14 protein-coding genes and 1 pseudogene are annotated in these 15,176 nt (G+C 65.7%); 3 read left to right on the top strand and 12 right to left on the bottom strand.

Annotation, left to right across the window (positions count from 1 at the left end; genetic code table 11):
• Positions 1–13 precede the first annotated feature (13 nt).
• From KI241_RS14445 to KI241_RS14435, 3 genes are all read left to right on the top strand, one after another.
• A complete protein-coding gene (locus tag KI241_RS14445; protein ID WP_042732553.1) occupies positions 14–1,030 on the top strand; it encodes an alpha-ketoacid dehydrogenase subunit beta in 1,017 nt (338 codons plus the stop codon).
• Positions 1,030–2,142 carry an acetoin dehydrogenase dihydrolipoyllysine-residue acetyltransferase subunit gene (locus KI241_RS14440; RefSeq protein ID WP_053145229.1) on the top strand — a complete coding sequence of 371 codons (1,113 nt, stop codon included), beginning with the start codon at positions 1,030–1,032 and terminating at the stop codon, positions 2,140–2,142. The genes KI241_RS14445 and KI241_RS14440 overlap by 1 nt, the downstream gene beginning before the upstream one ends.
• 83 nt (positions 2,143–2,225) lie before the next feature.
• Positions 2,226–3,290 carry a 2,3-butanediol dehydrogenase gene (locus tag KI241_RS14435; RefSeq protein ID WP_244868296.1) on the top strand — a complete coding sequence of 355 codons (1,065 nt, stop codon included), beginning with the start codon at positions 2,226–2,228 and terminating at the stop codon, positions 3,288–3,290.
• 208 nt (positions 3,291–3,498) lie between these two features.
• Here the strand turns inward: KI241_RS14435 and KI241_RS14430 are convergent, their stop codons facing one another.
• The 12 genes and pseudogenes from KI241_RS14430 to KI241_RS14375 form a co-directional block, all read right to left on the bottom strand.
• Entirely contained in the window at positions 3,499–4,416 is a 918-nt protein-coding gene (locus KI241_RS14430; protein ID WP_047737879.1) for a dihydrodipicolinate synthase family protein, read from the bottom strand.
• Positions 4,417–4,582: 166 nt separating this feature from the next.
• Complete coding sequence (locus tag KI241_RS14425; RefSeq protein ID WP_042729815.1) at positions 4,583–5,611, bottom strand: proline racemase family protein; 1,029 nt, start codon at positions 5,609–5,611, stop codon at positions 4,583–4,585.
• 116 nt (positions 5,612–5,727) lie between these two features.
• Entirely contained in the window at positions 5,728–6,450 is a 723-nt protein-coding gene (locus KI241_RS14420) for an amino acid ABC transporter ATP-binding protein (RefSeq protein ID WP_123579126.1), read from the bottom strand.
• Positions 6,443–7,093 carry an amino acid ABC transporter permease gene (locus KI241_RS14415; protein WP_047737887.1) on the bottom strand — a complete coding sequence of 217 codons (651 nt, stop codon included), beginning with the start codon at positions 7,091–7,093 and terminating at the stop codon, positions 6,443–6,445. Before KI241_RS14415 ends, KI241_RS14420 begins: the two co-directional genes overlap by 8 nt.
• A gap of 9 nt (positions 7,094–7,102) precedes the next feature.
• Positions 7,103–7,768, bottom strand: a complete 666-nt coding sequence (locus KI241_RS14410; protein ID WP_042729818.1) for an amino acid ABC transporter permease — start codon at positions 7,766–7,768, stop codon at positions 7,103–7,105.
• Positions 7,761–9,538: pseudogene (locus KI241_RS14405) on the bottom strand (aconitase family protein). The gene KI241_RS14410 and the pseudogene KI241_RS14405 overlap by 8 nt, the downstream one beginning before the upstream one ends.
• Before the next feature lie 10 nt (positions 9,539–9,548).
• The gene (locus tag KI241_RS14400) at positions 9,549–10,367 is read right to left on the bottom strand and encodes a transporter substrate-binding domain-containing protein (protein ID WP_047737892.1); all 819 of its coding nucleotides are present in this window, start codon (positions 10,365–10,367) and stop codon (positions 9,549–9,551) included.
• Positions 10,368–10,601: 234 nt separating this feature from the next.
• Entirely contained in the window at positions 10,602–11,351 is a 750-nt protein-coding gene (locus tag KI241_RS14395; RefSeq protein WP_212802630.1) for an AraC family transcriptional regulator, read from the bottom strand.
• A gap of 214 nt (positions 11,352–11,565) precedes the next feature.
• On the bottom strand, positions 11,566–12,822 hold the full coding sequence (locus KI241_RS14390) for an FAD/NAD(P)-binding oxidoreductase (RefSeq protein WP_042729822.1): 1,257 nt from the start codon (positions 12,820–12,822) through the stop codon (positions 11,566–11,568).
• The gene (locus KI241_RS14385) at positions 12,819–13,055 is read right to left on the bottom strand and encodes a 2Fe-2S iron-sulfur cluster-binding protein (RefSeq protein ID WP_042729823.1); all 237 of its coding nucleotides are present in this window, start codon (positions 13,053–13,055) and stop codon (positions 12,819–12,821) included. Before KI241_RS14385 ends, KI241_RS14390 begins: the two co-directional genes overlap by 4 nt.
• Positions 13,056–13,101: 46 nt before the next feature.
• Positions 13,102–14,217 (bottom strand): FAD-dependent oxidoreductase, encoded by a 1,116-nt coding sequence (locus KI241_RS14380; RefSeq protein WP_123579123.1) that lies wholly within the window; start codon positions 14,215–14,217, stop codon positions 13,102–13,104.
• Entirely contained in the window at positions 14,214–15,146 is a 933-nt protein-coding gene (locus tag KI241_RS14375; RefSeq protein ID WP_123579122.1) for a 4-hydroxyproline epimerase, read from the bottom strand. Before KI241_RS14375 ends, KI241_RS14380 begins: the two co-directional genes overlap by 4 nt.
• Between the last annotated feature and the right edge of the window lie 30 nt (positions 15,147–15,176).

Below are 15,176 nucleotides of genomic sequence, written 5' to 3'. Positions count from 1 at the left end.
AGAGAATTCCATCATGGCGAGAAAAATCAGTTATCAGCAGGCAATCAACGAAGCCCTGGCCCAGGAAATGCGCCGCGACGCCAGCGTCTTCATCATGGGCGAAGACGTCGCCGGCGGTGCCGGTGCGCCCGGTGAAAACGACGCCTGGGGCGGTGTGCTCGGCGTCACCAAGGGGCTCTACGACCAGTTTCCCGGGCGTGTGCTCGACACCCCATTGTCGGAAATCGGTTACGTCGGCGCGGCGGTCGGCGCGGCCACCTGCGGCGTGCGCCCGGTGTGCGAACTGATGTTCGTCGACTTTGCCGGCTGCTGCCTGGACCAGATCCTCAACCAGGCGGCGAAGTTTCGCTACATGTTCGGCGGCAAGGCCGCCACGCCGTTGGTGATCCGCACCATGGTCGGCGCCGGCCTGCGCGCCGCCGCCCAGCATTCGCAGATGCTCACCTCCCTGTGGACCCACATCCCGGGGCTCAAGGTGGTGTGCCCGTCCTCGCCCTATGACGCCAAGGGCCTGCTGATCCAGGCGATCCGCGACAACGACCCGGTGATCTTCTGCGAGCACAAATTGCTCTACAGCCTGCAGGGCGAAGTCCCCGAAGAGCTCTACACCATCCCGTTTGGCGAGGCGAATTTCCTGCGCGACGGCAAAGACGTGACCCTGGTGTCCTACGGACGCATGGTCAATACCGCCATGGACGCGGCGCGTAGCCTGGCCGGGCGCGGTATCGACTGCGAAGTCCTCGACCTGCGCACCACCAGCCCGATGGACGAGGACAGCATCCTGGAGAGCGTCGAGAAGACCGGCCGCCTGGTGGTCATCGACGAGGCCAACCCGCGCTGTTCCATGGCCACGGACATCTCGGCGCTGGTGGCCCAGAAAGCCTTCGGTGCCCTCAAGGCCCCGATCGAAATGGTCACCGCGCCCCACACTCCGGTGCCGTTCTCCGATGCCCTGGAAGACCTGTACATCCCTGACGCGGCGAAGATCGAGCAAGCCGTGCTCAACGTGATCGAGTGGAGCAAGCGCTGATGAGCCAGATTCATACCCTGACCATGCCCAAGTGGGGCCTGTCGATGACCGAAGGCCGGGTCGATGCCTGGCTCAAGGAGGAGGGCCAGGCCATCACCAAGGGCGATGAGGTGCTGGACGTGGAGACTGACAAGATCTCCAGCAGCGTCGAGGCGCCGTTTTCCGGCATTTTGCGTCGGCAGGTCGCGCGCCAGGACGAGACCCTGGCGGTCGGCGCCTTGCTCGGCATCGTGGTGGAGGGCGAAGCCAGCGAGGCCGAGATCGACGCCGTCATCGAGCAGTTCCAGTCCAGTTTCGTGCCGGGCGATGCCGCCGCTGAGGACACCGGGCCGAAACCGCAGAAAGTCGAGCTGGACGGCCGGGTGATCCGCTACTTCGAACGTGGTGAAGGGGGCACGCCGTTGGTGCTGGTGCACGGCTTTGGCGGCGACCTGAACAACTGGCTGTTCAACCATGAAGCCTTGGCGGCGGGCCGTCGGGTGATTGCCCTGGACCTGCCGGGCCATGGCGAATCCGCCAAGGCCCTGCAACGTGGCGACCTGGATGAACTGAGCGGCGTGGTGCTGGCCTTGCTCGATCACCTGGACATCAGCGTCGCGCACCTGGTGGGGCATTCCATGGGTGGAGCGGTGTCGCTGAACGCCGCGCGCCTGACACCCCAGCGAGTGCGCTCCCTGACCTTGATCGGCAGCGCAGGCCTGGGCACGCAGATCAACGGCGGTTACTTGCAAGGCTTCGTCGAGGCCGCCAACCGCAACGCCCTCAAGCCGCAACTGGTGCAGTTGTTTTCCAATGCCGAGCTGGTCAACCGGCAGATGCTCGACGACATGCTCAAGTACAAGCGCCTGGAGGGGGTGGACGCAGCCCTCAAGCAACTGGCGGCAACGCTGTTTACCGACGGCCGGCAACAGACCGACCTGCGGGAGGTGGTGCAGGCCGGCCACGTACCGACGCTGGTGATCTGGGGCAGCGACGACGCGATCATCCCGGCGGCCCATAGCGAGGGGCTGGCGGCACGGGTCGAGGTGCTGTCCGGCCAGGGCCATATGGTCCAGATGGAGGCGGCCGAGCAGGTCAATCGGCTGATCCTCGAGTTCATCCAGCAGCACTGACCCATGCGGGCGGCGAGCGAATCGCGGCCCCCTCAATTTCTGGAGGCAATACGATGAACGTTTCAATCACGCCTACCCGCAGCATGCGCGCCGCCGTCTGGCATGGCCGCAACGATATTCGCGTCGAAGACGTGCCACTGCCGGTGGCGCCGCCTGCCGGTTGGGTACAGATCCGAGTGCACTGGTGCGGCATCTGTGGTTCCGACTTGCATGAATACGTGGCCGGGCCGGTGTTCATTCCGGTGGAGGCGCCGCACCCGCTGACCGGGATCAAGGGGCAGTGCATCCTCGGCCATGAGTTCTGCGGCGAGATCGTCGAGCTGGGCGCCGGGGTGGAAGGTTTCAACGTCGGCGAGCCGGTGGCGGCGGATGCCTGCCAGCATTGCGGCACTTGCTACTACTGCACCCACGGGCTCTACAACATCTGCGAGAACCTGGCCTTCACCGGCCTGATGAACAACGGCGCCTTTGCGGAGCTGGTCAACGTGCCGGCCAACCTCTTGTACAAACTGCCCGCCCACTTTCCGACCGAGGCCGGTGCCTTGATCGAGCCGTTGGCGGTGGGCATGCATGCGGTCAAGAAGGCCGGCAGCCTGTTGGGCCAGAACGTGGTGGTGGTCGGCGCCGGGACCATCGGCCTGTGCACCATCATGTGCGCCAAGGCGGCTGGCGCGGCCCAGGTGATCGCCCTGGAAATGTCCGGCGCGCGCAAGGCCAAGGCCCTGGAAGTCGGCGCCAGCCATGTGATCGACCCGAACGACTGCGATGCCCTGGCCGAAGTGCGTCGTCTGACGGGTGGCCTGGGCGCGGATGTGAGCTTTGAGTGCATCGGCAACAAACACACCGCCAAACTGGCCATCGACCTGATCCGCAAGGCCGGCAAATGCGTGCTGGTGGGGATTTTCGAAGAGCCGAGCCAGTTCAACTTCTTTGAATTGGTCGCCACCGAGAAGCAGGTGCTGGGCGCGCTGGCCTACAACGGCGAGTTCGCCGACGTGATCGCCTTCATCGCCGATGGCCGCCTGGACATTTCGCCGTTGGTGACCGGGCGCATTCAACTGGAGCAGATTGTCGGGCAAGGGTTCGAGGAATTGGTCAACAACAAGGAACACAACGTCAAAATCATCGTGTCGCCCGCACGGATCTGAGAGCGCCTGAGGTAGGCGATTTTTGGCGATGGCCGGCGACGGTCATCGCCCTTTTTTTGCCCGGCTGAACCGTCCGGAATCCTGTGGGAGCGGGCTTGCTCGCGAAGATGGCGGTCTATCCAGCATGGTTTTGCCAGACAGACCGCTTTCGCGAGCAAGCCCGCTCCCACAGGCCGTGATCTCTCACAAGTGGTGCTCTATGGGGGCTTCAGAGGCCGACATCCGGCAGCACCGGCCGGTTGGCCAGGGCCTTGGCCATGATCTGCTCCACATACACCCGGTCTTCCTCAGGCAAGGCCAGGCGGGGCGGGCGGGTGAGGGCGCTGCCGCGACCGGCGATGGCTTCGCAGAGCTTGATGCATTGCACCAGGTCGGCGCGGGCGTCCAGGTGCAGGATCGGCATCAGCCATTCGTAGATCGGCATCGCCTCGGCGAAACGCCCGGCGCGGGCCAGGCGGAAAATGGTTTCGCCTTCCTTCGGGAACACGTTGGACATCCCCGAGACCCAGCCTTCGGCGCCCACCGCGAGGCTTTCCAGCACGACGTCGTCCAGCCCGGCGAACAGCACGAAGCGGTCGCCCACTTCATTGCGCACGTCGATGAAGCGTCGGGTGTCGCCGGACGAATCCTTGAAACACACCACGTTGTCGCAGTCGGCCAGGGAAATCAGGATGTCCGGCGTCACGTCGTTCTTGTAGATCGGCGGGTTGTTGTAGACCATCAGCGGTACATCGGCCTGGCGTGCCACGTAGCGAAAATGCTCGGCAGTTTCGAACGGCTTGGAGCCGTAGACCAGCGCCGGCATCAGCATCACGCCATCGACGCCGACCTTGCGTACCGCGTTGGCGACCTTGGCCGCCTGCACGCTGGTGAACTCGGCCACCCCGCAGATCACCGGGACCCGGCCACGGGAGGCGTCCACCGCGACTTCGGTCACGGCGATCTTTTCCTCGGCGCTCAACGAGGTGTTTTCCCCCACCGAACCACAGACCACCAGGCCCGAGACGCCGTCACGGATAACGTTGGAAATCACCTGGTGGGTTTTTTCCAGGTTAATGGAAAAGTCATCGTTGAATTGGGTGGTGACGGCGGGAAATACGCCGCTCCAGTTGATGCGTTTGCTCATGGTTGTCTCCGGTTGTGGATAGTACTGTGGCGAGGGGATTCATCCCCGATGGGGCGCGAAGCGGCCCCTGGCCTGACGACTCGGTTTGCCAGGTACACGGGGGCCGCTTCGCCGCCCATCGGGGATGAATCCCCTCGCCACAAAGGGAATGTGCAAAGTCGAAAAGTCATGCGCCGGGCCAGGTGTCTGAAAGCCGATAGCCCTGCGGCCATGGGTCAGCCGGATCCAGCAGCAGTTGATGAGTGCCGGTGATCCACGCCCGCCCGGCGATGCACGGATAGATCGCCGGGCGTCCGGCCACGTCGGTTTGCGAGTCGATGCGGCAGTGGAATTCGGAGCCGATGATCGAGCGTCCGATGAATCGGTCGCCCACTTGCATCAACCCTTTGGCCTGCAGGACGGCCATGCGCGCCGAGCAGCCGGTGCCGGTGGGCGAGCGGTCGATCTTGCCGGGCTGGATCACCACGGCGTTGGCGCCGGTGGCGATGCCGTTCTCCATGACCAGCGGCGCGGCGATCTGGCAGAACGAAATGTGCGACCAGTCGGGGTTCAGCGGATGGACGAAGCCCAACTGCTCATTGGCGGCGCGGGTGATCTTCAGGCCCACGGCCACCAGCTCGGCGGCTTCACAGGGCTGAATGGCGAAACCCAGGCGCTGGGCGTCGACGATGACGAAACTGTCACCGCCATAGGCCGTGTCCACCTGCAGCGAGCCCAGGCCTTCGACCTCGATCCAGGCGTCGAGGCGGTCGGCGAAGGAGGGCACGTTCTTGATTTCCACCCGTTGCACCTTGCCGTCGCGGCAATCGGCCACGGCTTCGATCAGCCCGCCGGGGGCCTCCAGCACCAGGTGGGTCTGGGGTTCGGTCATCGGCAGGATGCCGCTGTCCAGCAGCACGGTGGCCACGCACAGCGAGTTGGAACCGGACATCGGCGGGGTGTCGGCCGGTTCCATGATGATCCAGGCCATGTGTGCCTTCGGGTGCTTGGCCGGCACCAGCAGGTTGACGTGCCGGAACACGCCGCCCCGGGGTTCGTTGAGGACGAAGTTGCGCAGGACCTCGTCCTGGGCGATCCAGCGCGATTGCTCCCACACCGTCGCACCGGGCGGTGGCGCGACGCCGCCGACGATCACGTCGCCGACTTCGCCTTCGGCGTGGCAACTGACTATGTGAAGGATCCTGGATGAGCGCATTGGCTACTCCTTGTGTTGTTCATCGCGGGCTTTTCGCGAGCAAGCTCGCTCCACAGGGTTCGGGGTTGAACACAAATCCCCTGTGGGAGCGGGCTCGCCCGCGAAGGCGTCACCGGCTACTTCACCGACCGGAGAAACGCCGCCGTCTCCGGCTGCATTGGGTTGCCGATCACCTGGTCCGGCGGCCCGATCTCGTGGACCCGGCCGTTGCAGAAGAACGCCACGCGGTCGGACACGTCCCGGGCGAAGCGGATCTCGTGGGTCACCAGCACCATGGTCATGCCGTCCTCGGCGAGCAGGCGCATGGTGTCCAGCACTTCGCCCACCAGTTGCGGGTCGAGAGCCGAGGTGGCTTCGTCGAAGAGCATGTAGTGCGGTGACATTGCCAGGGCCCGGGCGATGGCCATGCGCTGTTGCTGACCGCCGGACAGTTTGCTCGGGAACGCCTTGAGCTTGTCCCCCAGGCCCACGTGCTCCAGCTGTTTCACCGCCAGGGCTTCGGCGTCCTGCCTGCTCTTGCCCAGGACCTTGCGCGGGGCCAGCATCACGTTCTCCAACACGGTCAGGTGGGGGAAGGCGTTCCATTGCTGGAAGACGATGCCGATCTTCTGTCGCAAGTGATTGAGGTCGGTGGCGCGGTCATGGACCTCCACCCCGTCCACGCGGATGCTGCCCTTCTGGATCGGCTCCAGGCCGTTGATGCACATCAGCAGCGTCGACTTGCCGGAACCCGAGCCGCCGATGATCGACACCACTTCACCCTTGTTCACGGTGAGGCTCACGCCCTTGACCACTTCCAGGTCGCCAAAGGATTTGTGCACGTTTTCAATCTCAATCATTTTCCTGCCACCTTCTTTCCAGGCGTGCGCCGAGGCGGGCGACCACCAGGCTCATGACGTAGTAAATGAGGCCCGCGATGCACAGCACCAACAGGGGTTCTTGAATGCGTGTGACGATGGTTTGCGAGGCGCGCAGCAGTTCGACGATGCCGATCCACATTACCAGGGCGGTGTCTTTCATCACCCCCAGCACCAGGTTCAGCCAGCCGGGAAACGCCACGCGCGTGGCAATCGGCAGGACAATGAAGCGCAGGTCCTGCAGGTAGCTCAGGCCCAGGGAACGACTGGCCCGCCGCGTGCTCAGGGGCACCGCCAGCACGCCGCCGCGCACGATCTCGGTGAAATAGGCCGCGGCGTAGACCCCCAGCACCATGCAGCCGACCGCAAAGGCGCTGAGGTCCAGGCCGACGATGCTCTTGAGCGAGTTGAACAGCACGAACTGGATCAGCAACGGCACACTGCGAAACACGTCCAGCACCCAGGCCAGCGGTAGGCTGGCACGGGGCAGCAGCGCTCGCAGCAAGCCGAACAGCAAACCGGCGAAGGTGCCCAGCAGGATCGACCACGCGGTCAACTGCAGCGTGACCCAGGCGCCGTCGAGCAGGAACAGCAGGTCGTTGACGGTGAGGCTGGTGGCAAACATGACGAGCCCTCAATAACGGAACAGGCGCCAGGACAGCAGCCGGGCGAGGCCGACGATCAGCTTGGCGATCAGGTAATACAGCACGGCCGCGAGGGCGAAGTATTCGAAGGTGCGGAACGTCTTGACGTTGTATTCCTGGGTGACGCCGGTCAGGTCGTTGTTCAGCCCGACCACCACGCCAAGGGAGGTCATCAGTACTGCCCAGACCATCTGGTTGGTCAGCGGGTAGAACACGATGCGCAGCAATTGCGGAACGATGATCATCCGGTAGGCCTGGAAGGCGCTCATCCCCAGGGAACGAGCCGCGCGCATCTGCGTGCCGGGCACGGCCTTGAGGCCACCGCGAAAGTTTTCCGCCAGGTAGCCGGCATTGTTGAAGGTGATCCCGGCCAGCAAGGCCAGCCACGAACTGACGTGCAGCCCGAGGGAGCCGAGGCCGAAGTACAGAATGTAGATCTGGAACAGCGAGGGCGTGTTGCGGGCGATGGACACCCAACCGTTGCCCACGCCCCGCAGCAGCGGATGACGTGCCTGGCGCATCACGGTCAGGACCAGGGCGATCAACACCCCGAAGATCATCGACAGCGCCGCGGTCTCGAATGTCACCCAGGCCCCGGCGAGCATGTCGGGCAGGGCCCGCAAGGCCGGGCGCCACTGGAAGCTGTAGTCAAACATCGGTGGGGCTCTCCGTGCGGACGATGGGGTGCAGCCAGGCTGGCGGCTGGCCAGGGGCGCTGGCGGCGCACGCCGCCTCGACGCACTGCGCCAGGCCGGCGAAGTGCACCCCGCGTCCGACCAGGCCGGGGGCGTAATGGGCGTACTTGCCGGAGTTGGTCATCAGGGTGGTGGCGTGGGCGGGGATCAGCGGTTCGCCGACCATGCACCAGCAGGTGTCGGTCACCAGCACCGCGCCGAACGCCTCGATGACGGCCAGGTGCCCGGCGTCGCGGGCCTGCTCCAGTACCGCCCGGCCACAGGTGATAGCCAGGACCACATCCGGGTGCTTGACCCGGCCGGCGCAGAGGCTCGCCAGCGCCGCGAACTCGCTGAGGGAGAAGTGCGGATTGCCCAGGGACACCACGTCCACCCGCGTGTCTCGGGCGCTATTGAGCTCGCGCCAACTGGCCAGCAGGCCAGCCATATCGACTGTTTCCAGCGGCAACGGGGCACCCGCCGCCAGCACATCGTTCGGGTCGAGGGCTTCCGGTGTGACCCCGGCGATGTGGAACAACGGTGCTGCGCTGGTGGTGGCGAATGCCGCACCGAAGGCTTTCAGGTCGTCCAGGCTGGGCATGGCATGTTCCAAGCCGCGGATCAACGGAATGCGCCGGCCCGCCAGGGCACCGATGTGGTAGCCCAGCAGCGGGTAGAAACTGTCGTCCATGTGCGCCGGCTGCGGCACGTCGACAAGCAGCCCGGCCAGGCGCTGGTCGTCGAGATGGCAACCGCTCGACGGAGCGCGTCCACACAGGGCGATGCAGATGTCGAGAAAATCCGGGTATTTCTGGGTTCGCGCGCCCAGCACACTGTTGGCGTAGACCACCGCGTTGGACTCGGCCCAGACGATCTGCTCGCCAGCCTTGGGGGCCGTGTCCAGCAGGTAGGGCGCGCAGGTAAAGCTCAACTGCGCGCCCATCGCCATGTAGGCATCGCCCAAGGCGCTGGCGGGTTCGCCGAGCGCCGGGTCGACGCCCAGTTCCCGCCAGTGGCGCTGGTCCACGGAAATCGAATTGAGGGTGGTGGGCACGCGTACCCGGGCGCCCCATTGCACCAGTTGTTCGGCAAAGCGCAGGCTGGCCGGGCCGGTGTAGATACAACCGTCGATGTGGGCCTGGGTCACGTCCAGCAAGCGCGTCGCGCCCTGGATCTCGGCCATGCGCAGGACAATCTGCATCGCCACCTGGGCGGCCTTGCCGTGGGCGCCGTCGAGCAGGGCCCGGTCCTGTTCGGTGAGGTCCAGGGACACTGGCGCGGGTGACTGCCACGGCACGTCCATCGCACGCCAATGATCCTGAGGGCGTCGGCCGGACAAGGTCAGGCGGTTACCTTCAACGCGCACGAAACCCTGGCCGCGAAGGCGATTGAATGCCTCATGGCCCACGCATACCACTGGCAGAGAACGCTGGAAAATCACCTGCGCCACCAGCACACCGAGGGTCAGGATCTCATCCGCTTCGGCCAGCACCAGGGCGGCGGGGGCGTGGTCGTTGCTGATCAACTCCATCAGCACGCTGCTGCCGGTGCAGGAGCCGCGCCCGCTGGGAATCGCCAGCACGCGCCCGGCCAGGCGCTCGCCGCTCAACGGATGGTGGCGGTCGATGACCTCGCCGCTGGCCGGGTCCACGCCCCCCAGAAACTCAGGCCGACGTCGGCGAACAGCAGGGCGCCCTGGGCGGCACCCTCCACCAGGCTGCGGACTTTGACACGCACAGGCGTGCTTGGCATGCCCCGATCCTCAGTAGTAGACCTGGGGAACGGTCAGGTTGGCCGGCGGGATATCGGTGCCGACCCATTTGACGAACAGTTCCTTGTAGCGACCGGTGCGTACCTGCTGGTTGACGAACAGGTTGAGGTAGTTGAGCAGGCCGTACTCGCTGCGCTTGGCGCCGAGGGACACGTAGTCGATGACATAGGGCGCGTCGCCGGCGATCTTCAGGTTCTTGTATTTACCCGACTTGAGGGTCGCGGCCGCCACGGTGTTGGTCACGACCGTTGCATCGATGTGGCCTTGGGCGACGGCCAGCAACGTGTCGTTCTGCGACTGGTAGGCGCGGAAGCTGCCGCTGCCCCAGTTCTTCTGGTCTTTTTCCAGGGCGATGGCTTCGTAGGTGCCGCTGGTGTTGCCGACGGCCTTGCCCTTGAGGTCGGCGAAGGTGTTGATGCCGGTGTTGTCGCGGGTCAGCACCACCATCTGGAAGGCGAAGTAGGGCACCGTCAGGCCGACGGTCTTGGCCCGCTCCAGGGTGTCGGAGGTGGACGCGACGATGACGTCGGCGCGCCCGGAAATGAGCGCCGGGATCCGGTCCGGGAACGGCGTCTCCACCACTTCGGCGTCTACCCCCAGGACTTTCGCCAAATCTTGGCAATAGTCCACGTCGAAGCCTGCCGGTTTGTTGCTCTCGTCGCGAAAACCCATGGGTGGGAAGTCCAGGGTCACTGCGCAACGCAGTTTGCCGGAACCGATGATGTCGTCGAGTTTGTCGGCCTGGGCCGGGGCGATGAACAGGGGAGTGAGGACAACGCTGAGGGCTACGGCCAGTGCAGGGTTCTTCATATATGCCTCGCTGTCGAATAAGTGCGGTGAAATATCGTATTGAGGATTTCGTATACGATATTAAATAAGCAAGCGGCGTGCCCATTTCCCGGCAGGAGGCGGGCACGCGTTAAGAGGAGCGGTCTAGAGGCATTTGACTGGAAAGGTGGCTGACAAGGAGGCGATCAGCGGAGGCCCGATGGTGTTACAGATGGGAGCAAACGCGCCGCACTGTGCCCCGTAAAGGAACAGGACTCAGTGCTGATTTTCCCGGAACTGGCTCGGCGACAGGCTGGTCAGGGCGCGAAACTGGCGGCTGAAGGCGCTGTGATCGGTGTAACCGCAACGCAGGGCGATCTCAGTGATCGGCACGTCCTGCTCACGTAACAGCCGCGACGCTTCTTCCAGGCGCGCCTTGTGGATCATCTGCCGGGGCGTGAGTTGGAAGATGCGCTTGCAGTGACGCTCCAGCTGGGCCACCGACAACCCGGCGATGGCCGTCAGTTCGGCCAGGCTGATGGGGTGGGCGAAATGACGCTTGATGTGGGCATCCACCGCCACCAGTTTCTGGAAGGCCGGATGGCTGGATTGCGGCAGTTGCAAGTCGCGGGAAATGCCGGCGAGGCCGACGATCCTGCCGTTCGGGTCACGCAAGGCCAGTTTGTGGGTCAGGCACCACACCGGCTGGTTGCCGTAGTACAGGTGCAACTCCAGTTGGTCGGCCAGTTCGCGCCCGCTGGCCAGGACCTTGCGGTCCTGCTCGGTGTACAGCGGGCCGAAACGCTCGGGGAACACCTGTTCGGCGGTGAGCCCGAGCAGGTCGGCGCTGCGTTTGAAGCCGCAGCGCCGGGCCAGTGTCTGGTTGACGAAGGCGTAGCGGGCCTCGCGGTCCTTGATGAAGAACACCACGTCGGCGAGGGTGTCCAGCAGCGGCGCGATGGGGTGCAGGCTACCCAGCAGGGTTTCCAGCTCGCAGGGGGTGAAGCTGTTGAGCGAGGGGTACATGGTTCAGCGACGCCTTTTTCAGAGCGGGCTTGTGTGTGTCGGGAGTGTCGGATGGAAATGGGGTGCTTGTCACGTAGCCTTCGCGAGCAGGCTGGTCCGGCTGCACTCCAAGCCCTGTGGGAGCGAGCTTGCTCGCGAAGACGCTACTCCTGCCTCCCTGGACGCGCTGACCCACCCCATTGGCGATCAAGCTCGCCCGACACGCCGTCTGGTGTCAGGTGGGGGCGTTTTCTCCCAGCGCCAGCAGCGTTTCGATCCGCGCCGGGCTGAACGGTGGGCGAGGCGTGGGCGGTGTCCAGCCAAACAGATGCTCCAGCGCGGCGCCGCACACCCGGCCTTGGCAGGCGCCCATGCCGCAGCGGCTGGCCAGTTTCGCTTCGCGCCAGTTTTCGTGGCCGAGCAGGTCAGCGTAGGGGACGTCTTCGCAGCGACAGACCAGGGTGTCGGGGCGAGCCAGGGTCTTGAGTCGGGCATCGAGGGCGAAAGCGCGATTCAATGCCCGGGCGAACGCCTGCCAGCGTGCCCGGCGCGGCCAGAGTCGCTGGGCCGCGGCGCTGTTGCCAACCGCCGCAAAACCGGCGATGGCGCCTTCCACCTGCGCCAGTTCGCTGCCGCCGAACCCGGTGCATTCACCGGCGGCGTAATACCCGGGCCGGGTGGTGGCTTGCCAGGCGTCGACCGCCAGGGCCTGGTCTTGCACACCGCAGCCCAAGGCCTGGCCGAGCTGGACATTGGGAACAAGGCCGAAGCCACAGGCCAACCGATCGCAGGCCAGTTCCACGGTCTTGCCCTGCTGGAACAGGCGCACGCCTTCGAGGCGGTCCCGACCCAGGGCTTGCAGCACATGACTGTCGGTGCGGTAGTGGGCATCGAGCAGGCTGAACGACTGCAACCACTTGTTTGGCCAACGCGGCAATTGCGCGGCGAAACCCAGCACGCGGGCGCGGTTGGCCTGTTCGGCAATGCGCAGCACCTGCGCGCCCTGATGTTTCGCCGTGGCGGCACTGGCCAGCAACAACGGACCGCTGCCGGCGATCACCAGGCGTTCGCCACGCACCGGCAAGCCGCCCTTGATCAATGCCTGCAAGCCTCCGGCGCCCGTCACGCCGGGGAGTGTCCAGCCGGGGAAGGGCAGCAGCAGTTCACGAGCGCCGGTGCAGAGGATCAGGCGGTCATAGCTGATGGACCAGCCGCGCTCGGTATCTTCCACCAGCAGGGTCTTGTCGGCGGCGCAGGCGATCACCCGAGTGCCGGGGTAGCACTGCACGTTGTCACAGGCTTGCAGTTGCTCGCGCAGGCGCCGCGCCTCGGTGGGCAGGTTGGCCTGGGGGCCGTCGCGCCAGATCTGCCCGCCGGGCAGCGGGTTGTCGTCCAGTACCACGATGCGCATGCCGCTGCTGGCCGCCGCCAGCGCCGCGCCCATGCCGGCGGGGCCGGCCCCGATGATCAGCAGGTCGGTGAGCTCGTTCATGGGCGGGTCCGCACGTGCATGCCATCGCGGCACACGGTCTGGCACGCCAGGCGCTGCCGGCCGTCGATCATCACCCGGCATTCCTGGCAGATGCCCATGCCGCACAGCGGCGCGCGTCGCTGGCCACTGATTGAGGTGCGGCTGCAACCGTCGGAGCCCAACGCCAGCGCCGCCGCGACGCTGGTGCCGCTGGCGACCGAGAGTGGGTGGCCGTCGAGGAGGAGTTCAGGCATGGGGCTGAGACCTTCAGTTGAATGGATTCTGAGGTACCCGTGTGCTTCAGACATGGGTAGGCTCGCCGAGGAATCGCTGTGGCAAGTAGGCCTGCGGGGCCAGGGGCGAGGTTTCGTTGAACAGCTGTGCCACCAGCAGGTCGGCGGTGGCAGGCGCGGTCGTTACGCCCAACCCTTCGTGCCCGACCGCCAGCCACAGGCCCTTGCGTTGCGGATGCTGGCCCACCAGCGGCAGGCCATCGGGGCTGGCGGCGCGAAAGCCGGTCCAGGCGCGGATGCCGTTGAGCTGGGCCAGCCCTGGCAGGTAGTCGGTGGCGCGCTTGAGCATCTTCGCCAGCATCCAGCCTTCGACCTGTGGGTCGACGGTGCCGAACTGCCGGGAGGCGCCGATGAACAGTTGGCCGGTCGGCCGGGGCTGGATGTTGCACGCCACCGAAGGGCCGCTGGCCGTGTGGGCGCTGGTGACGTAGCCCAGTTCCACCAGCGTGTGGGACACGCGGTTGGGGCAGCGATCGGTGATCAGCAGGTGGCCTTTCTTCGGCTCGATGGGCAGTTCCGGGCACAGTTGCGTGGCCTGGATGCCATTGGCGAGGACCACCGCTTCAGCGCTCAACCAGCGTCCGTCGGCGAGGCGCACGCGGTGGCCATCGACTTCGCTGACCTGGGCGCGCTGTTGGCGAATGTTGGCGGTTTCGAGCATCCAGCGCGCGGCGGCCGGCGCATACAGGATCCCGTCACCCTTGATCAGCAACCCGCCTTCCAAGCCTTCGCGCAGTTCGGGTTCGCGCTGGCGCAGTGCTGTGCGGCCGATCAATTCGCACGCCTCGCCGTGGGCCAGCAGGTTGAGGTACTTGCCGTCGGCCACCGCCATTTCCTCGGCATTGGCCGCCAGCCACAGGGTGCCGTTGTTGCGCCAGGCGCAGGCAGCGGGCAGGGCGGGGGCCAGTTCGCGCCAACGTTGCAGGGAGTATTGGCTGAGGGCCAGTTCCGCTGGGTTGTCATCGAGCACCAGCAGGTGGCCCATGCCCGCCGCCGTGGCGCCATGCCAGCCGGCGTCCATTACCAGCACCTGCAAGCCACGCTGGGCCAATGAGCGCGCGCAGGCGGCGCCGATGATGCCGGCGCCGATGACGATCACGTCGGCGACCGGGTGTTCGCTCACGAACGGATGCCCCAGGCGAACGGGTCGTCCGGCTCGATGATCAGCGTGCTTTCGGCGCTGATGTGCGCCCGGCCGCGAATGGTCGGCACGATACGCTCGCCGGCGGGCTCATAAGACCCTTCGAATTCGCTGCCGATCACGCTGGCCTGGCGCCAGAGCTGTCCTGGTTGCAGTTTTCCGTCCGCCGCCAGGCACGCCAGCTTGGCGCTGGTACCGGTGCCGCACGGGGAGCGGTCATAGGCCTTGCCGGGGCAGAGCACGAAGTTGCGGCTGTCGGCGCGAGGGTCGTCGGCGAACAGCTCGATGTGATCGATCAGGCCGCCGTCTTCGCCTCGAAAACCTTGCTGCTCCAGGGCCTGCTGGACGGCATAGGTGTAGGCGGTCAACCCGTCGAGGTTGTCGCTGGCCACTCGCTGGCCGTGGTCGGCCATCAGGAAGAACCAGTTGCCGCCCCAGGCCACGTCACCCACCACCGGGCCGATGCCGGGCACTTCCAGGCGCAGCGCTTTGCGGTAGCGGTAGGCCGGTACGTTGCGCACGCTGACCGAGCGATCTTCATGCAACGTGGCCTGGACGGTGCCCACTGGGGTCTCGATGCTGTGCACGCCGGGGCCGATCCTGCCCAGGTGCGCCAGTGACGCCACCAGACCGATGGTGCCGTGGCCGCACATGCCCAGGTAGCCGCTGTTGTTGAAGAAGATCACCCCGGCACAGGCGTCCGGGTCCACCGGTTCACACAACAACGCCCCCACCAGCACATCGCTGCCGCGCGGCTCCAGCACACAGGTGCTGCGCCAGGCATCGTGCTGCTCGGCCAGGCGCTGCCGGCGCTCGGCCATGCTGCCCCGGCCCAGGTCGGGAAAACCGCCGGTGACCAGGCGCGTTGGCTCGCCGCCGGTGTGGGAGTCGATCACGGTGATGCGTTTCATGAGGGCCGCGTCCGTTCAATGGATTGAACA

The organism is Pseudomonas sp. Cab53 (genome assembly GCF_018325965.1).
Classification (GTDB): domain Bacteria; phylum Pseudomonadota; class Gammaproteobacteria; order Pseudomonadales; family Pseudomonadaceae; genus Aquipseudomonas; species Aquipseudomonas chlororaphis_E.
This window is presented reverse-complemented; position numbering and strand designations above follow the sequence as displayed.